This window comes from Mesorhizobium sp. B2-4-12 (assembly GCF_006441575.1).
Classification (GTDB): Bacteria; Pseudomonadota; Alphaproteobacteria; order Rhizobiales; family Rhizobiaceae; genus Mesorhizobium.
Genome location: NZ_VFVC01000068.1, coordinates 1 through 17,982, shown reverse-complemented (window position 1 = coordinate 17,982; position 17,982 = coordinate 1). Strand labels below are relative to the sequence as shown.

The following is a 17,982-nucleotide window of genomic DNA, read 5'->3' as shown; positions in this document are numbered from 1 at the left end:
CAACCCGTCTCATCATGATGAAAAAATGTGTCCACGATGTCCCCGAACACCTGTCCACCTTGTCTCCGGCACAAACACCCTCCCCACAAGGGGGAGGGAATGCTGCCGCGCGCATTTTACTTCCGCCTCGGCATCGAAAAACATGCTCAATCTGCCATGATCGGCATCAACGGAAGTCCCCCTCCCCCCTGTGGGGAGGGGTTAGGGGTGGGGGTACTCGTAGGGCGAAAGCCTCGGCCTCCATATGCGATAGCCCTGGTCACTGTACGGGGAGAAATGCCCGGCAGGGCAATGAGCGGCGGCGCTGACCCACCAAGCAAGTTTGGTAGGCGCTGCTTCAAGCAACAATGCTCCCTCCGATGCGCAACTGTAGCTGTTGGCGCTGCCTTAGACGGGGAGAAGGCTCGCCTCAAGCTTCGCCGAACACCCGCCTGAAAATCGTGTCGACATGCTTGGTGTGGTAACCCAGGTCGAACTTCTCGCGGATTTCCGCGTCGGGTAGGGCAGCGGTCACTTCTTTGTCGGCCAGAAGTTCCTCGAGAAAATCAGCGCCTTGTTCCCACACCTTCATGGCGTTGCGCTGAACCAGCCGGTAGGAGTCCTCGCGCGACAGGCCGGCCTGCGTCAGCGCCAGCATCACGCGCTGCGAATGCACAAGGCCGCGGAACTTGTTCATGTTTTTCAGCATGTTCTCGGGGTAGACGACCAGCTTGTCGACGACGCTGGTCAGCCGCGACAGCGCGAAATCGAGCGTCACCGTGGCATCCGGGCCGATCATGCGCTCGACCGAGGAATGCGAGATGTCCCGCTCGTGCCAAAGCGCCACATCTTCCATCGCCGGCAGGGCCATGGAACGCACCATGCGGGCTAGGCCGGTGAGGTTTTCCGTCAGCACCGGATTGCGCTTGTGCGGCATGGCCGACGAGCCTTTCTGGCCGGGGGAAAAATACTCCTCCGCCTCCAGCACTTCGGTGCGCTGCAGATGCCGGACCTCGATCGCCAGCCGCTCGATCGACGAGGCGATGACGCCAAGCGTGGCGAAGAACATGGCGTGGCGGTCGCGCGGGATCACTTGCGTCGACACCGGCTCAGGCTTCAGCCCGAGCTTTGCCGCCACATGCTCCTCGACATAGGGCTCGATGTTGGCAAAGGTGCCGACCGCCCCTGAAATCGCGCAGGTTGCGATGTCCTCCCGCGCGTGCACCAGCCGCTCGCGGCAGCGCGAGAATTCGGCGTAGGCCTGCGCCAGCTTGATGCCGAAGGTTGTCGGCTCGGCATGGATGCCGTGGCTGCGGCCGATGGTGACAGTGTCCTTGTGCTCGAAGGCACGGCGCTTGAGCGCGGCAAGCAGCGCGTCGATGTCGGCGAGCAGGATGTCGCTGGCCCGGGTGAGTTGCACCGCAAGGCAGGTGTCGAGCACGTCCGAAGACGTCATGCCCTGATGAATGAAACGCGCGTCGGGTCCGACGAATTCCGCGAGATGGGTCAGGAAGGCGATAACGTCATGCTTGGTGACGCGCTCGATCTCGTCGATCTTTTCGACGTCGAATTTCGCCGCGCCGCCCTTTTCCCAGATGGTTTTCGCCGCTTCCTTCGGGATGACGCCGAGTTCGGCCAAGGCGTCGCAGGCATGGGCTTCGATTTCGAACCAGATGCGAAACCGGGTTTCGGGCGACCAGATGGCGACCATTTCCGGCCGGGAATAGCGAGGGATCATACGGATCGATTTCCAGCTTCGCGTTGCGTTGGCCGCGTCCTAACAGAGGCGGGCAAAATGCTCAATGTTGCTGCCGCCCAAAGCGGAGGCCCGCGACAAACAAGGCGGAAAACAGAGCCGGTGAGGCGAAGACGGGGTGCCTGCCATTCGGCATGGTAGGATTGCAAGGTTTCCAATCCGGCGGTCGGCTCAAAGACCGAATCAAAATCTCATCTGGCCAAAAAATGCATCCAAACGGATTGTCATTTGTTATTGTCGGCAGTCCCCAAATGGAGAACCCCCCATGACCGACACCAGCAAAATTCGTGAACATATGGAAGTCGTCGGCGCCGATGGCGTGCATTTAGGCACCGTCGACAAGGTCGACGGCCAGCGTATCAAACTGACCAAGGCTGATAGCGGCGAGGGCGCTCACAAGGGCCATCACCACTACATTCCTCTGGCCCTGGTTGCCGAAGTCGATGGCAAGAAGGTGTGGCTGTCGGCGAATTCCGATGTCGCGGTGACGTTTGAGGAAGAGAAGTCGGATCCGGTCTGATTGACGGCTTCGGCCAATCCCATCCGGGATTACGTCAACACAACGAGATAGAACGGGTTGCCGTTTGCGTGAAACGGCAACCCGTTTTAGCGACGCGATGACCAGACGGGAAACATATCATTGTCGGCTGGCGTCGCGGCAAACACGCCGCGGCTGATGGCGCGTGCCATGGTGGCGCCGGCCGCGGCATAGAGGTCGATTGCCGCATCGGCTTCGAGCCGGATGCCACTCTTGCCCGTTGCCAGCGCGAACACCAGATCACCGTCGGCTGGCGTGTGGGTCGGCCAGATGGCGCGTACGAAGCCGTCATGCGCCGACATCGCCAGGCGTTTTGCCGCGGCCTTGGTCAGAACCGCGTCTGTCGCGATGACGGCGATGGTGGTGTTGCCACCGGTTTCCTGCTGCCCGGCATGCTTGTCGCGAAACTTCAGCAAGATGCTCTTCGCATCGTCCGGCATTGGAGAGGGGTATCCCTGCCCACCGAATTCGTCGCCGATTTCAAACGGCGCCGCCCAGAAATGGCGGGTGTGGCTGACTGTGACCGATCCGGTCGGGTTGACGGCTGCGAGCGCACCGATGGTGACGCCACTGTCCAGCAGGGTCGACGCGGAACCCAAGCCGCCCTTCAGCCCCGCGGTCAGCGCGCCGGTGCCGGCGCCGGTAGTGCCGAGTTGGAAATCGGTCGCGGCGGATTGCGCCGCCTCGTAGCCGAGATCCCGGTATGGGGGATAACGGCCCCAATCCTTGTCGCCGCCATTGCGCAGATCGAACAGGATCGCGGCCGGCACGATCGGCACGCGAAAGCCGCCGACCTCGAAGCCGATGCCGCGCTCGCGCAGCATGGCCTGCACGCCGGACGCCGCGTCGAGGCCGAAGGCCGAGCCGCCCGAAAGCACCACGGCATGGACCGTCTCCACCGAATTGTGCGGTTCGAGCAGGTCCGTCTCGCGCGTGCCGGGCGCACCGCCAAGGATCTGCACACCCGCCGCCGCCGGCTCGTCGCAAAGCACAGCCGTCACGCCGGACTTCAGCCTGGCATCCGACGCGTTGCCGACGCGCAGGCCGGCAACGTCGGTGATCAGATTGCGCGGACCGGTGCGGAACATCAGTTGCTTTCCAGGGGCACGAAGCGCGTGCCATCGAAGCGGAAGACGCGGTAAAGGCTCTGGCTGAGGTCGCCCTTGGCGTCGAAGCGGATCGGGCCGATCGCGGTGGTGAAATCATGCCCGGTTAGGGCGTCGGCGAGCGGCTGTCCCGAGCTCTCGGACAAGGCTGACGCCGCCCTGGCGATCTCGACCGCTGCGTAGGCCGGCAGCGTGTAGCCGTCCGGCACGATCTTTCGGGCGAAGAAGCTTTCCAGCACTTTGGGGTCGGCGACATCGGCCCATTCGGGCGGCGCGATCATCAACGTGCCCGTTGCATAGGGAACGTCGCTCGGCGGCGTGCGCAGATTTTCACCGCCGGCAAAGACGATGCCGGCCTGAAGTTGCGCGGCATCGCGGCCCATGATCGCGATGTCATCCCCGTCACCCCCGGCAAAGACGTGGGTGGCGCCAGCCTTTTTCAGCCGGCCGACGAGGCCGATCTGGTTGTCGAGCTGTGGCCGGAACGTGTCGACAAAGACAGGTTTCAGTGCCGCCTGTTCCGCCGCCGCGCGAAATGTCTCGGCGATCTCGCGGCCATATATGGTGCCGTCATCGATGATGGCGAAAAGCTCGTTCTGCCACAGGCGCGTCAGGGAGGAGGCAACGGCATTGCGCTCATCGTCGCCGCGCGGCCCGAGGCGATAGACCGGCCAGCCGGTCTTGGCGCGGCGGTCGGTCAGACTTTCGGTGCGCACGCCGACGGTGATGACCGGAATATTGGCGTCCTTCAGGATCGGCAACGCCGCCTCGATCGCCTCTGTGCAGAGGAAGCCGACCACCACATCGACCTTGGCCGCCGCGAAGCTCCTGGCCGCGGCCGCGCCGCCATCGGCGGTGCAGGCGTCGTCCTCGGTCTTGAGTTCAATGCCGTTTGCTTCCGCCGCAAGTTCGGCGCCGGTCTCGATCTGCTTGCCGAGGATGGCCGATGGTCCCGACAGGGGCGCGGCGACGCCGATGGTGAGCGTCTCAGCGCTAGCCGTGCTGGCCACGAACAGCCAGGCCAGTGCGGCGGATATCGTTGCCCCGGATCGCATCCTTTCGAAGAGTCCCTCCAAGCCCGCGACATCACGCAGGCGCCAATCCCCGCCAAGACCTAAAGGGTGCCCGGCCTTGGTGCAACACGCGAATTCAGGGATATGGGCCAAGCACTTCGCTTGTGGCATGTCATGTCTGGCCATATATAGCGGTAGGGTTTCTGGCTGTGGAAAATTCCGGTGCTGAAGAAGAATGATATTGGACCGCAGGCCTATCGCGACGCGATGAGCCATTTTGCCGGCCACGTCCATGTGGTCACCACCGATGGGCCGGCGGGCAAGCGTGGCGCGACGGTGATTGCTGCCTGTTCGGTATCGGATACGCCGCCGACCATCCTGGTCTGCCTCAACCGAGAGAATCCCAAGAACGAGCCTTTCGTGAAGAACGGCAGATTTGCCTTGAACACGCTGGCGTCGCACCAGCAGCCGCTGTCGATTGGGTTTTCCGGCATCACCGGTCTGCCGGTCGAGGAGCGTTTCGCGCTCGGCGAATGGGACGTGATTTCCACCGGCGCGCCGACGCTGAAGGGCGCGCTCGCGGTGTTCGATTGCGAACTGATCGACACCAAGGACCTGGCGACCCATCGTGTGCTTTTTGGCAAGGTGACAGGCCTGCGCATCGGCGATAATTTGCGGCCGCTGATCTATCACGCACGCGGCTACCACGTTCTGGACAGTGGGGCTGCGGCGGCCACGGAGAAGGAATGAGCGACTTGAGACCGCGAGCCGTGCCGCGGACGATCGACGAGACGCTCGATCTCCTGACCGGCGCGGACTATGTGGCGGACCGGTCGCTGGCCACCGTGCTTTTCCTGTCGCTGCGCATGAACAGGCCACTATTCCTCGAGGGCGAGGCCGGCGTCGGCAAGACCGAGATCGCCAAGGTGTTGGCTAGGGCGCTCGGCCGCAGGCTGATCCGGCTGCAATGCTATGAGGGGCTCGATGTCTCCTCGGCCGTCTATGAGTGGAATTATGCCGCGCAGATGATCGAGATCCGCATGGAGGAGGCGGCTGGAAACGTCGATCGCTCCGCCATGGAACGCAACGTGTTCTCCGAAAAATACCTCATCCGCCGCCCGGTGCTGGACGCGTTGACCGGCAAAGCGGGGGCGGCCCCGGTTTTCCTCATCGACGAACTCGACCGCACGGACGAAGCCTTCGAGGCCTTCCTGCTCGAAATCTTGTCCGACTTCCAGGTGACGGTGCCCGAACTCGGCACCATCAAGGCGGAAGAACCGCCGATCGTCATCATCACCACCAACCGCACCCGCGAGATCCATGACGCGCTGAAGCGGCGCTGCCTCTATCACTGGGTGGATTATCCCAATGCCGAGCGCGAGCTGGAGATCGTGCGCCGCAAGGTGCCGCAGGCCAACCAGAGGCTCTCGGCGGAGGTGGTCTCCTTCATCCAGAAGCTGCGCCGGATGGAGCTGTTCAAGGTGCCGGGCGTCGCCGAGACCATCGATTGGGCCGGCGCGCTGACCGAACTCGACAAGGTGGCGCTCGATCCCGAGACCGTATCCGACACGATCGGCGTGCTGTTGAAATACCAGGACGACATTGCCCGCATCGGCGCGGGCGAGGGCCGGCGCATCCTCGACGAGGTCAAGGCCGAACTCGCGGCGGCGGAGTAGCGGCAATGAAGGCGCCGCGTCCCGACCCCAGAGAGGCGACGGCGGACGGCCGCATCGCCGATAACATCGTCTATTTCGCCCGCACCTTGCGCAAGGCAGGCATGCGGGTCGGGCCGGCCTCGGTCAAGGACGCGATCGAGGCGGTGCTCGCCGCCGGCATCGGCTCGCGCGACGATTTCTACTGGACGCTGCACGCCGTGCTGGTGTCACGGCATGAGGATCACCCGACCTTCGACGAAGCCTTCCGGCTGTTCTGGAAGTCGCGCGAACTGATCGAAAAACTGCTGGCAATGTTTTCGCCGGTAGCGCCCGACGCCAGGGAGAAGCAGAAGCCACGCGCGGCTGAGAACCGCGTCAGCCAGGCGCTGTTCGAGGGCCATCGGAAGAACCAGCCGCCGCGGGAGGTTCCCGAGATCGAGGTCGATGCCCGCTTCACTTTTTCCGGCAGCGAGGTGTTGCGGGACAAGGATTTTGCCCAGATGAACGCCGCCGAGATGGCCGACGCCAGGAAGGCGATCGCGGAGTTGAGGCTGCCTGTCGACCTGGTGCGGACCCTGCGCTTCAAGGCCGATGCGCATGGCCGCCGTATCGATCCGCGCGCCATGATGCGCTCGGCCGCGCGCACCGGCGGCGAGTTGATCCTGCCGAAATTCCGTTCGGTCCGCGAGGCCCACCCGCCGCTGGTGGTGCTGGCCGACATTTCCGGTTCGATGAGCCAGTACACGCGCATCTTCCTGCATTTCCTGCACGCGCTGACGGAAAAACGCCGGCGCGTGCACACTTTCGTCTTTGGTACCAGGCTGACCAATCTGACGCGGCAGATGCGACATCGCGACCCCGACGCGGCACTCGCCGACTGTTCGGCGGTGGTCAAGGACTGGTCGGGCGGCACGCGCATCGGCGATACACTGGCCGAATTCAACCTGATATGGTCGCGGCGTGTGCTGGGGCAGGGCGCGGTCGTGCTCCTGATCACCGACGGGCTGGAGCGCGACGATATCACCGGCCTCTCGCAGGAGATGGAGCGGCTGCACAAATCCTGCAGGCGGCTGATCTGGCTGAACCCGTTGTTGCGGTTTGACGGTTTTCAGGCGCGCGCCCGTGGCGTCAAGGCTATGCTGCCGCACGTCGACGAATTCCGCTCGGTGCACAATCTTGATGCGCTCGTCGACCTCTGCGCCTCGCTGGACAAGAAGTCGGCGCTTTCAGTCGATCCGCGGCGATGGATGGATGCTGGCGCGAGGCGTGCGGCATAGCCATATGTTTTCTCGGTTCCTTGGAAAATCAGACCCTGAGAGAAGCGATAATGAGCGACAGCATTTATCTCGATGAGGCCCGCGATCCGCTGATCATCGCGGAAGGCTGGATGAAGGACGGCAAGGATGTCGCCATCGCGACCGTGGTCGAGACCTGGGGTTCGGCGCCACGTCCGGTCGGCAGCCATCTTGTCATCGATGCGGACGGCAATTTCCACGGCTCCGTTTCGGGCGGCTGTGTCGAGGGCGCCGTGGTGACCGAGGCGATGGACGTCATCGGCTCCGGCAAGGCAAGAATGCTGGAGTTCGGCGTTGCCGATGAGACCGCCTGGCAGGTTGGCTTGTCCTGTGGCGGCCGCATCAAGGTCTATCTGGAAAGGCTAGGCTGATCCGATGGATCCCTACGCGCTGAAGACCCTCAACGCTGAACGACGCGCCCGCCGCGCGGCGATCCTCGTCACCGATCTCGGTGACGGCCGCGATCGTATCGTGCGTGAGGGCGATCAGGTTGCCGGCGAGCTCGGAACAGCAATCGCCAGGGCTTTCCGATCAGGCAATTCCGGTTCCGTCGAAGCGGAAGGACGGACCTTCTTTCTCAATGCGCATCTGCCCCAGCCGCGCCTTGTGGTGATCGGCGCCGTCCATATCAGCCAGGCGCTGGCGCCGATGGCAAGGATCGCCGGCTATCCCCTCGAGATCATCGATCCGCGCACCGCTTTCGCCACGCCGGACCGCTTTCCCGATGTCGCCCTGCATGCCGAGTGGCCGGAAGATGTATTGAAGCGCCAGCCGCTCGACGCCTACACGGCGCTTGCCGCCGTCACCCATGATCCGAAGATCGACGATTTCGCCCTGAAAGCCGCACTCGATGCCAACTGCTTCTATGTCGGGGCGCTTGGCAGCCGCAAGACGCACGCCAAGCGAGTCGAGCGCCTGCTGGCGCTTGGCGCGAGTGCCGAACAGGTCGCCCGCATCCACGCGCCGATCGGGCTCGATATCGGCGCCGCGAGCCCCGCCGAGATCGCGGTCGCCATTCTCGCGCAAACCATCTTAGCCTTCCGCTCGCGCGGCCTCGAAAGATCGATATCAGCTTTGGACAAGCAGGATGCGTAAATTCAAAACAGCAGAGCGTCCTTTGCGCGTCCAGGTGGACGCGCGGCACTCTGCGGGCGCGGTGGCGTGAAATTCGGTCCGATCCCGATTGAGGCGGCCGAAGGCGCGGTGCTGGCGCATGCCACTACCGCCGGCGAAAAGCGCTTTCGCAAGGCCCACAGGCTGAGCGCCGAAGATGTCTCCATACTCAAAGCAGCAGGGATATCGCAGGTCGTTGCGGCCGTGCTGGCTTCGGACGACCTCGGCGAGGACGCCGCGGCGCAGAGAATCGCCGAGAGCATGATTTTCAGCGGCGTCGAGGCCAGGCCCGCCGCCACCGGTCGGGTCAATCTCCACGCCAGGGCAGCGGGCATCTTCACGGTCGATGCCGCTATGATCGACGCCATCAACGCTGTCGATCCCGCCATCACCATCGCGACGCTCGCCCAGCACGCGCCGGTTGAGAAGGGCGGGATGGTCGCGACGGTGAAGATCATCCCCTTCGCGGTTGCCTCGACACTTGTCGACGCGGTGACGAGAATCTGTGCCGGCGGCGAGATCTTTGCCGTCAACGCCTACAGACCGGTGCGCGTCGGTGTCATCCAGACGGTTCTGCCGGGCATCAAGCCCGGTGTGCTCGACAAAACGTTGCGCGTCACCGAGGCACGGCTGGCGCGCTCGGGCGGCAGGTTGACGGCGGAACGGCGCACGCCGCACGAGATCGCGCCGGTGGCGGAGGCCACAAGGTCGCTGGCGCGCGACAACGACATGGTGGTGATCTTCGGCGCGTCGGCCATGAGCGATTTCGCCGATGTCGTTCCGGCGGCGATCGAGATGGCGGGGGGGACCGTCATCCGCGCCGGCATGCCGGTCGATCCCGGCAATCTGCTGGTGCTCGGCACGCTTGCCGGCAAGCGCGTCATCGGTGCGCCCGGCTGCGCCCGCAGTCCCAAGGAAAATGGCTTCGACTGGGTGCTTGACCGATTGATTGCCGGCCTCGACGTCACGGCGCGCGACATCGCCGGCATGGGGGTCGGCGGGCTGTTGATGGAGATCCCGACGCGGCCGCAGCCGCGCGAGCCGCTGCCCGCCAAGAGCAGGCTCAAGGTCGGGATCGTGCTTTTGGCGGCCGGCCGGTCGAGCCGCATGGGAGGGCCGAACAAGCTTCTGGCGCTCTTCGATGGCCAACCGCTGGTGCGCCGCACCGCCGAGCGTACGCTCGCCTCGAAGGCATCGGGCACGATCATCGTCACCGGCCACCAGCGCGAGCGCGTGCGCGCGGTCTTGTCGGGTCTCGACGTCACCTTCGCCGACAATCCCGATTTCACCGATGGCCTGTCTACCTCGCTGAAAGCCGGTATTGCCTACCTGCCTGAGGACGTCGCCGGCGCGATGATCGTGCTGGGAGACATGCCGGGTGTCGCGTCTGAGGACCTGGACCGGCTGATCGATGCCTTCCGCAAGGCTGGAGGCAACTCGGTGGTCCGCGCCTCGCACGAGGGCAAGCGCGGCAACCCGGTGCTTTTGCCGCGCTCGCTGTTCCCGGCGATCGCTCATCTCGAAGGCGATACCGGTGCCCGCCATCTGGTCGAGGCCGAAGGGCTCGATGTCATCGATGTCGAGATCGGCGAGGGCGCGTCAGTCGATGTCGACACCCGCGAGGCGTTGGAAGATGCCGGCGGCGTGCTCCAGGATTGACAACCCGGAGCTCTATTACGCATGCCTGCGATATGGCTTTTCGTTTCTCTTCCCCGCTTCCCGCTCTTCTGGTCGCAACATTTTTTCTTTGCGCTGCCGGCCATGCCAATGTGCTCGAGCTAAAACCCTTCAAGGACGATCTCTTCGCCTATCCGGCCACACTCTCGTCCGACACCAACGGCGCGTATACGGTCATCGACTACCGCGAAATGCGCGACATCAACCAGCGCGACGAGGTGCCGGAAAAACGCGTGCATCCGCAATATACCGATACCGGCGTACGCAAGGTGCAGCAGGATCTGATGCTGAAGACGGACGCCGGCGATGTCAGGCATGTCGCCGTCGGCAAGACGCAAGGTGCAGCCATCATCGTGCTTTATCTGCACGGGCAGGGCGGCAGCCGCAAGCAGGGCGTCGACGACTTCACCTTCGGCGGCAATTTCAACCGCATCAAGAACCTGATGGCCGGCAATGGCGGCCTTTATCTCTCTCCGGATTTCCCCGATTTCGGCGACAAGGGCGCCGCGCAGGTCGCGGCCCTGATCGATCACTATGCCGGACAGTCTCCGGGTGCGAAGATCTTCGTCGCGTGCGGCTCCATGGGCGGCGCGCTGTGCTGGAAGCTTGCGGGACGTAAGGACACGGGCGGCCGCATCGATGGCCTGCTGCTGCTCGGTTCGCTGTGGGACGACAGCTTTTTCGCCAGCCCCGCTTTCAAACGCCGCGTGCCGGTGTTCTTCGGCCAGGGCAGTCACGACGTGGTCTTTCCCGTCGCCAATCAGGAAGCCTTCTTCCGCTCGATCCTGGCCAAATCGAAGACCTATCCGACCCGCTTCGTCCGTTTCGAGACCGGCACGCACGGCACGCCGATCCGCATGGCCGACTGGCGGGGAACGCTCAACTGGATGCTGTCGAAGTCACCTTGACCGCCGCCCACCGACATTTCAGGGCGCGGTGTTGTAGTCGACGACGGTCTGCGGGTTCTGCTCGCCGTCATAGGACGCGTCGACATCATACTGGACCAGCGAGAAATCGCCATTGCGGAACAGATAGGTGCCCGACGAAGAGGCATCTGCGGCGCCACGCCATTTGTTGAAGGTGGTGATCGTGTGGGCATCCTTGTCATAGCTGGAATTGGTCGCCCAGCCTGTCGTCCGGAAGCCGACAATGTGCATGGATTCGACCTTGCCCTCGCTGTCGTTGTTCACGTAGCGGATATCCATCTCCGGCTCCGTGAACTGCAACTGCCGCACTCCTGATACATCGTCGCTCATGTAGTAGATGGAGTTTTCATTGTAGGCGGCGACCGAGCAGGAGAAATGGAAAAGCCGCGCTTCCCGGTCGGGGTCGCTGGCGGCCGCATCCTTGTCCCTGTACTTGATCGAGAAAGTTTCCGGCTCGCTGGCCAAAAGGTTCTTGTCGCATTGGTCGCCATACGTCGCCAGAAAAGCCTTCTTGGCCTGTTCGAGCGCGGTGTCCTTCTTGGGCGGCGGCGGTCCGTCGCCACAGCTTGGCGGCAACGCCCCTTCGAAATCGACGGTGGAAGGTTTCAGCGCGCCTTTCTCGATATGTATGGGATCGAAAGGTGGCTCCGCCTGGGCCTGGGCATTCACCTGGCGCAGCGTGTAGCAGCCGGCAAAGACCTTTTCGCCGCCGTTCTTGTCCGTGGCACGGATGGCGACGGGCACGTTATAGTATATGCTGCCGGCGGCTCCCTCGTCTGAAACCGCACCGGTCGCGACCTCGACCTTGTCGGTGCCGTCATAGCCCTTGACGAAACTGTCGAAATCCTTAGCCGGCTTGGTATCGCCGAAATAGCCCCAGGCGCGGGCGAATTCGTGCCGGCTGATGGCGCTGTAGAGCGAACGGATGACCGCCTCGGCACTCGACCTGTCGTCGATATAGGGTGTTTCGGGAGCATCGCCGGCGGCACGTGCCGTATGGCCGACGGCGGCAAGGGAGAGAAGGGCAGTCGCCGCGAGAAGGACGCGTCTCATCGGGAATCTCCGCGTTCGATAACGCAGATTCTATCATTGCGATTGCGGCGGCGTGGTGACGCGGCGCTCATGGCGCTTGAAGAATCGCGCCTTGAGGCGCTAGCTCCTCGCGACGGCGCTTAGACCGGACAGGAGATTTGACGTGACCATATCGATGTATGAGGCTTCCGTGCCGGTGTTCTCGGCCAGGCTGAAAGCACTTTCCAGTGTTCTGGCAGCTGCCGAACAGAATGCACTTGACCGCAAGATCGACCCGCAGGTGTTTCTGACGGCGCGGCTGGCGCCCGACATGTTCGCCTTGACCAGGCAGGTGCAGATCGCGACCGATCATGCCAAAGGCGCGCCCTCGCGGCTGGCCGGCCGCGAAGTGCCGAAATACGAGGACAATGAGGCAAGCTTCGCCGACCTCGAGGCGAGGATAGCCAGGACGATCGCGCATCTGGCGACGTTTTCGGCCGCCGATATCGACGGTTCCGACGAAAGGACGATCGAGTTGAAGCTCGGCGGACGCGAAACCACGATGGGCGGCATGCAGTATCTGCTGCATCTGGCCATGCCCAACTTCTATTTCCACCTCACCACCGCTTACGACATTCTGCGCCACAATGGCGTGCCGCTCGGCAAGGCGACATTCCTCGGAACGCGTTGAGGATTGAGGTCTTGAGATGTCCCGGATCGATCCGGGACATCTCACAACAGCTTAGCGAACGGACATTTCGCGGGCGATGCGCGGAAAATCGGCTGGCTTGATGCCGATATCGGCGCGGTCGGCGTTGCTCATCGAATGAAGCAGCGCAAGTGCCGCGCGGTATCTCAGATGTTCCTGTGGCCGTGGCCGGGCGAACATTTCAGTGAAGAAACCCATGATTCAGGCTCCTGATTGGTCCTCCACGAATCCCAATATAGGTGAATCGTGACAATTGTGCAGTGCAGCATTTGCATGCCTGCCATGTCCGGGATGATTTTCATGAGATTTCTTCGCGGTCCGGTGAACTTTCGCGCCGCACAATCGTAGGCTTGGACGCCGGCACGTGGCCAGTTTTTCCTCGTCACTCCTGGCGAATTTCCGGGCTGCACGAAAGTGCAGTCCGGCTTTTGTTGGGAACCGGGTGCGATCCTCCGAATGGCTAAATTCATCAAGACCGGTGGCATTTATTTTTAACGAGCCGGTTCTATGTTCTGATAACGCAACAGTCGGGCAAGGGGGAGGCTGACATCGCTACCGGCACCAAGCGTGATTTCGCTTCGTTGCTCGACGACCTCTTCGTGGCCTCGGAAAAGGGTGACGGCACAGAGGACGACGAGGCGGGCACGCGTCCGTTCATTCCCTTCGACTATCTCTCGGTTGCGGATGAACTCCATTCCGGCCGCATCAAAGTATCCGCCGCCGAATATCGTGAGGCAGGTGCTGATCTGGCGAGCGAGTTTGCCGCCTTGCTGGACCACGCCAGGCTGGCACTGGCCGGCGAGGAACCGAAACCCGAGGAAAAATTGCCGCCGATCGACCCCGAATCGATCGCAGCCGAACTGGGACTGGACCAGCCCAAGGGCGCTGCCGATTTCGGACGCATGCGCCGCAGCTTTGCTTTTACCAACCATCCCGATCGCGTCGCCCCGCATCTGCGCCAGCACGCCATGATCCGCATGCAGATCGCCAATATGCTGATCGACGACGCCAAACGCCGCGCCGTAGCCCGCGTGCGCCGCTAAACGCCTCGACTCAAAAGTAGGCCTTGCGAGACTTGGAGAGCGCCACCGCTTTCCTGTAAGGTGCGATTTCCTCCCCGCGCGGCCGCGCACGCTTTCCCTCCGGAGCAGAATTCCATGCACAAACGCCGTCTCGGTCGGACCGATCTTCTTGTTACCCAGATTTGCCTGGGATCCATGACCTGGGGCCAGCAGAACACCGAGGCCGAGGGCCACGCCCAGATGGATCTGGCCTTTTCGCGCGGCGTCAATTTCATCGATACCGCCGAACTTTACCCGATTCCGCCCAAGGCCGAGACACAGGGACGGACAGAAAAGATCATCGGCAGCTGGATGAAGGCGAGGGGTAACCGTGACAAGGTGATCCTCGCTTCCAAGGTCGTCGGCCGCACCGCCAACAACTGGTTTCGCGGCGGCCGGCCCTCGCAATTGGTGAGGGCCGATATTTTTGACGCCATCGACAAGTCGCTGGCCAAGCTCGGCACGGACTATCTCGACCTCTATCAGATCCATTGGCCGGAACGCGACATCCCGTGGGGCGCCAACCCAACACGCGTCGGCGCCGTGGCGCGTCGTGCCGACGCGGCCGGCGCGCCGGCTGGCGAGACGCCGGTCGCCGAGACACTCGCGGTGTTCGACGAACTGGTGAGGGTTGGAAAAATTCGCCATTTCGGTTTGTCGAACGAGAGTTCGTGGGGCGTGATGCGCTTCCTGGCAGAGGCCGACAAAGGGATCGGTCCGCGCGTCGCGTCGATCCAGAATGCTTACAATCTCGTCAACCGCACCTTCGAGGTCAATCTCGCCGAGGTCTGCGAGTGTGAGGACGTGTCGCTGCTCGCTTATTCGCCGCTGGCGCAGGGCTATCTGACCGGCAAATACGACCATGGCGCGCGCCCGCCGGGCTCGCGCTCGCAACTGTTCAACCGTGGCCAGCGCTATGAGACACCGAATGCGGCCGAAGCGCAGCTCGAATACAATGAGTTGGCGCGCAGTTTCGGGTTCGAGCCGGCCCTGTTTGCCAATGCCTATGTCTCGAGCCGTCCCTTCGTGACCTCCAACATCATCGGCGCGACAACCATTCCGCAGTTGGAGATGGCACTATCATCCGTCGATGTGGTGTGGACCGAAGAGATGCAGAAGGCGGTGGATGCCATTCACCAGAGGGTCGGCAATCCCTGTCCCTGATCGGGACCGGTTGCAGAATTATCGAGGCATAATAGAAGGGTGGAGATGATGGTGGATTTTTCGATCGAGGCCGTGCGTGGAAAATTTCCCGCCCTCTCACTGACTGACAAGGGTCGCCGCCGCATCTATCTCGACAATCCGGCCGGCACGCAGGTGCCGCAAACTGTCGCTGACGCCGTGTCGCACTGCCTCTTGACCACAAACGCCAATCTCGGCGGCTATTTCGAAACGACGGTCGCTGCTCAAACAGTCGTCGACGAAGCGCATGAGGCAATGGCCGATTTCCTTGATGCGGAGAGCCCGCAGGAAATCATCATCGGCGCCAACATGACGACGCTGACCTATCACATGTCGCGCACACTCGGCCGCACGTTGAACCCGGGCGACGAGATCATCCTCACCCGCATGGATCACGAGGGCAACGTGTCGCCCTGGCTGCAATTGGCCGAGGATCTCGGGCTGGTTGTGCGCTGGCTGCCGTTCGATGAAAAGAGCTGGCAGGTGGAGGAGGCGACACTGGCCGGTCTGCTGTCCGGCAGGACACGGCTCGTCGCCTTGAACTACGCCAGCAATCTCACCGGCTCGATCAACAGGGTCAAATCTCTGACCCAACTTGCAAAGCAGGCCGGCGCCCTGGTCTATGTCGATGCCGTCCAGTTCGCGCCACATGGCCTGATCGATGTGCGGGATCTCGGCTGCGATTTCCTGATCTGCTCGGCCTACAAGTTCTTCGGCCCGCATATGGGCATATTGTGGGGCCGGCGCGACGTCATCGACAGTCTGGAAGCCTACAAATGCCGCTGTTCGTCCAACGGTCTGCCGGAGCGCTTCGAACTCGGCACGCCGCAGATCGAATTGATGGCCGGTCTCACGGCGGCCGTCGATTATTTTGCCGGACTGGGTGCGGCGGCGGGTGAGGGCGGCTCGAGGAGGCAGAAGATCGCCAGGGCGTTCGAAGTGTCCATCGCCTATGAAAATTCGCTGGCGCAAAGGCTGATCGATGGCCTGTCCGACATTTCAGGCCTGACCATCCACGGCATCACCGATCCGAAACGGCTCGGTGATCGGGTGCCGACAGTCTCCTTCACCGTCGAAGGTATCGTTCCGGAAACGATCGTGCGGCAGATGAACGCCGAAAACATCTTCCTGTGGTCCGGCCACAACTACGCCTGGGAGATCGTCCACCAACTCGGCATTCCGGCCGAACAAGGCGTCGTGCGTATCGGCATCGCTCACTACAACACGGCTGATGAGATCGACGAGACGCTGGGGAGCGTGCACCGCGTGATCGCCATGCTCAGGCAGCAGCGCTCCTGATGCGAGCCTGAACTGTCACCGCGCCTTGCCGCCAAAACCGGTGAGGAAGGCGGTGAGATTGTCGCCGAGCGCGTCGCAGAGATAGCCGCCTTCCTGGACGATGACCGTCGGCAGGCCGAGACCGGCGATGGCCTCGCCCACGCGCGAGAAGCCTGGCGTCGTCACCGAAAGTCCGCCGAACGGATCGCCCTCGAAGGCGTCGAGGCCGAGCGCCACGACCAGCGCGTCGGGCGAGAAGGCGCGAATACGCTGGAACGCCACCGCAAGCCCTTCCAGAAATGCCGCGTCGGCGGATTTGCGTGGCAGCGGCAGGTTGAAATTATAGCCGAGGCCAGGCCCTTCGCCGCGCTCGTCGGCATGGCCCCAGAAGAAGGGATAGAAGCGCACCGGGTCGGCATGCAGTGAGACGGTGAGCACGTCGGGCCGCGCATAGAAGATGCCTTGCGTGCCGTTGCCATGGTGCAGGTCGACATCGAGGATGGCCACGCGCGCGGCCTGCTTGCGCAGCACCTGGGCCGCGACGGCCGAATTGTTGATGAAGCAGAAGCCGCCAGCGACGTCGGCAAAAGCGTGATGGCCGGGCGGGCGGCACAGCGCATAGGCGGCCGGTGCGCCAGCCATCACCGCCTCGGCGGCGTCGACCGCGCTCCAGGCGCTCCACACCGCGCTATGCCAGGTTTCGCCCGAGATCGGGCAAGCGGTGTCGGCCATGTGGTAGCCGGCCTGACCGACCGCCGAGGCCGGATAGGAGCCGCCGCGCGCGATCGGGTGGATGTTCGGGATCACCTCGTCAGAAGCGCCATCAATGCGCTGCCAGCGCGCGAAAATGTGCTCGAGGAAGTCGAGATATTCTGGCGTATGCACCGCCGAGACCGGACCGAGCCCATGATCGCGGGGCCGTTCGATCGTGCAGCCGGCATATTTTGCGCCGGCTAACAATCTCTCGACGCGCTCCGGCTTTTCCGGATTGGGCTGCGGCGCGCCGCTGGAAAGAAAGGCCTTGGGATCATGGCGCTTCTGCTCCTCGGCATAGAAGGCTTTCATTCCTGCTCCTCATTCTCCGGCGCGTCGGCAAAGGCAAAGAAGGCCTCGCCGATGATCTTCTGCGTCTGTTCATAGCTCGACCAGGCAATGCCCAGCCTTTCATAGAAGGCCTTGGCGCCTTCATTATCGGTGTCGACCGACAGCCTGAGATAGGCACCGCCTTCTTTCCGGCATTCCGCAGCGACGCGTCGCAGCAGGCGCTCGCCGATCTTGCGGCCGCGGAACCGGTCCTCGACGTAGAGGTCCTGCACATAAACGCCGGGCCGGCCCATCCAGGTCGAAAAGATCGGGAAATAAAGGCAGAGGCCGGCGAATTCGCCGTCGATCTCGGCGATGAGGGTGGAGAAGGCCGGCTTTTCGCCGAAGCCGTAGCGGCGGAGATCATCAGCGGTTGAGGTGATCTCCTGATGCGCGCCAATATGGGTACCGAGTTTAAGAAGGGCGGCGTGGATTGTGTCCACATCGTCGATCCGGCCGGGGCGGATGAGGATGCCGCTCACGACAGGTAGGGCGCCAAGGCACCCCCCTCTGTCCTGCCGGACATCTCCCCCTCAAGGGGGGAGATTGGCAGTGTCGCCGATGGCGCCTTTCTTGCAACATCGGGGATTGGCGAAGGCG

General features: G+C 63.0%; 19 protein-coding genes. 12 read left to right on the top strand and 7 right to left on the bottom strand.

All coding sequences use genetic code 11. The annotated features are described in order from the left end of the window. Nucleotides 1-409: 409 nt before the first annotated feature. Nucleotides 410-1,717 (bottom strand): adenylosuccinate lyase, encoded by a 1,308-nt coding sequence (gene purB, locus FJ934_RS26325; RefSeq protein ID WP_140613333.1) that lies wholly within the window; start codon nucleotides 1,715-1,717, stop codon nucleotides 410-412. A 283-nt stretch (nucleotides 1,718-2,000) separates the two neighbouring features. Here purB and FJ934_RS26320 point away from each other — a divergent pair, with 283 nt between their 5' ends. Next, nucleotides 2,001-2,255, top strand: coding sequence for a DUF2171 domain-containing protein (locus FJ934_RS26320; protein ID WP_010909112.1), 255 nt, complete (start codon nucleotides 2,001-2,003; stop codon nucleotides 2,253-2,255). An 86-nt stretch (nucleotides 2,256-2,341) separates the two neighbouring features. Here the strand turns inward: FJ934_RS26320 and FJ934_RS26315 are convergent, their stop codons facing one another. Both FJ934_RS26315 and FJ934_RS26310 read right to left on the bottom strand, forming a co-directional pair. Beyond that, a complete protein-coding gene (locus FJ934_RS26315) occupies nucleotides 2,342-3,361 on the bottom strand; it encodes a P1 family peptidase (RefSeq protein WP_140613332.1) in 1,020 nt (339 codons plus the stop codon). Beyond that, complete coding sequence (locus tag FJ934_RS26310; RefSeq protein WP_140613331.1) at nucleotides 3,361-4,434, bottom strand: branched-chain amino acid ABC transporter substrate-binding protein; 1,074 nt, start codon at nucleotides 4,432-4,434, stop codon at nucleotides 3,361-3,363. The genes FJ934_RS26315 and FJ934_RS26310 overlap by 1 nt, the downstream gene beginning before the upstream one ends. Nucleotides 4,435-4,614: 180 nt before the next feature. On the opposite strand from FJ934_RS26310, the gene FJ934_RS26305 reads away from it, so the two are divergent. The 7 genes from FJ934_RS26305 (at nucleotide 4,615) to FJ934_RS26275 (ending at nucleotide 11,040) form a co-directional block, all read left to right on the top strand. Continuing rightward, nucleotides 4,615-5,142 (top strand): flavin reductase, encoded by a 528-nt coding sequence (locus FJ934_RS26305; RefSeq protein WP_140613330.1) that lies wholly within the window; start codon nucleotides 4,615-4,617, stop codon nucleotides 5,140-5,142. Beyond that, a complete protein-coding gene (locus FJ934_RS26300; protein ID WP_140613329.1) occupies nucleotides 5,139-6,068 on the top strand; it encodes a MoxR family ATPase in 930 nt (309 codons plus the stop codon). Before FJ934_RS26305 ends, FJ934_RS26300 begins: the two co-directional genes overlap by 4 nt. Before the next feature lie 5 nt (nucleotides 6,069-6,073). Continuing rightward, nucleotides 6,074-7,324, top strand: coding sequence for a VWA domain-containing protein (locus FJ934_RS26295; protein WP_140613328.1), 1,251 nt, complete (start codon nucleotides 6,074-6,076; stop codon nucleotides 7,322-7,324). A gap of 50 nt (nucleotides 7,325-7,374) precedes the next feature. Further along, complete coding sequence (locus FJ934_RS26290; protein WP_140613327.1) at nucleotides 7,375-7,713, top strand: XdhC family protein; 339 nt, start codon at nucleotides 7,375-7,377, stop codon at nucleotides 7,711-7,713. A gap of 4 nt (nucleotides 7,714-7,717) precedes the next feature. After that, a complete protein-coding gene (locus FJ934_RS26285; protein WP_140613326.1) occupies nucleotides 7,718-8,437 on the top strand; it encodes an XdhC family protein in 720 nt (239 codons plus the stop codon). A 66-nt stretch (nucleotides 8,438-8,503) separates the two neighbouring features. After that, a complete protein-coding gene (locus FJ934_RS26280) occupies nucleotides 8,504-10,114 on the top strand; it encodes a molybdopterin-binding/glycosyltransferase family 2 protein (protein ID WP_140613325.1) in 1,611 nt (536 codons plus the stop codon). Between the two features lie 32 nt (nucleotides 10,115-10,146). After that, the gene (locus FJ934_RS26275) at nucleotides 10,147-11,040 is read left to right on the top strand and encodes an alpha/beta fold hydrolase (RefSeq protein WP_181165779.1); all 894 of its coding nucleotides are present in this window, start codon (nucleotides 10,147-10,149) and stop codon (nucleotides 11,038-11,040) included. Nucleotides 11,041-11,058: 18 nt separating this feature from the next. Here the strand turns inward: FJ934_RS26275 and FJ934_RS26270 are convergent, their stop codons facing one another. Next, a complete protein-coding gene (locus tag FJ934_RS26270) occupies nucleotides 11,059-12,111 on the bottom strand; it encodes a DUF1176 domain-containing protein (protein ID WP_140613324.1) in 1,053 nt (350 codons plus the stop codon). Between the two features lie 142 nt (nucleotides 12,112-12,253). On the opposite strand from FJ934_RS26270, the gene FJ934_RS26265 reads away from it, so the two are divergent. After that, complete coding sequence (locus FJ934_RS26265) at nucleotides 12,254-12,760, top strand: DUF1993 family protein (protein WP_140613323.1); 507 nt, start codon at nucleotides 12,254-12,256, stop codon at nucleotides 12,758-12,760. A gap of 51 nt (nucleotides 12,761-12,811) precedes the next feature. Here the strand turns inward: FJ934_RS26265 and FJ934_RS26260 are convergent, their stop codons facing one another. Further along, complete coding sequence (locus FJ934_RS26260) at nucleotides 12,812-12,976, bottom strand: hypothetical protein (RefSeq protein ID WP_140493788.1); 165 nt, start codon at nucleotides 12,974-12,976, stop codon at nucleotides 12,812-12,814. 383 nt (nucleotides 12,977-13,359) lie between these two features. On the opposite strand from FJ934_RS26260, the gene FJ934_RS26255 reads away from it, so the two are divergent. The 3 genes from FJ934_RS26255 (at nucleotide 13,360) to FJ934_RS26245 (ending at nucleotide 16,320) form a co-directional block, all read left to right on the top strand. Further along, nucleotides 13,360-13,821, top strand: a complete 462-nt coding sequence (locus FJ934_RS26255) for a hypothetical protein (RefSeq protein WP_140613322.1) — start codon at nucleotides 13,360-13,362, stop codon at nucleotides 13,819-13,821. Nucleotides 13,822-13,935: 114 nt separating this feature from the next. Continuing rightward, nucleotides 13,936-15,003, top strand: a complete 1,068-nt coding sequence (locus FJ934_RS26250) for an aldo/keto reductase (protein WP_140613321.1) — start codon at nucleotides 13,936-13,938, stop codon at nucleotides 15,001-15,003. Between the two features lie 48 nt (nucleotides 15,004-15,051). Next, on the top strand, nucleotides 15,052-16,320 hold the full coding sequence (locus tag FJ934_RS26245) for a cysteine desulfurase-like protein (protein ID WP_181165780.1): 1,269 nt from the start codon (nucleotides 15,052-15,054) through the stop codon (nucleotides 16,318-16,320). Between the two features lie 15 nt (nucleotides 16,321-16,335). Here the strand turns inward: FJ934_RS26245 and FJ934_RS26240 are convergent, their stop codons facing one another. Continuing rightward, nucleotides 16,336-17,364 carry a histone deacetylase family protein gene (locus FJ934_RS26240; protein WP_140613320.1) on the bottom strand — a complete coding sequence of 343 codons (1,029 nt, stop codon included), beginning with the start codon at nucleotides 17,362-17,364 and terminating at the stop codon, nucleotides 16,336-16,338. Next, nucleotides 17,361-17,864: a GNAT family N-acetyltransferase gene (locus tag FJ934_RS26235; protein ID WP_140613319.1), complete on the bottom strand. Its 504-nt coding sequence runs from the start codon at nucleotides 17,862-17,864 to the stop codon at nucleotides 17,361-17,363. Before FJ934_RS26235 ends, FJ934_RS26240 begins: the two co-directional genes overlap by 4 nt. Nucleotides 17,865-17,982: the final 118 nt, after the last annotated feature.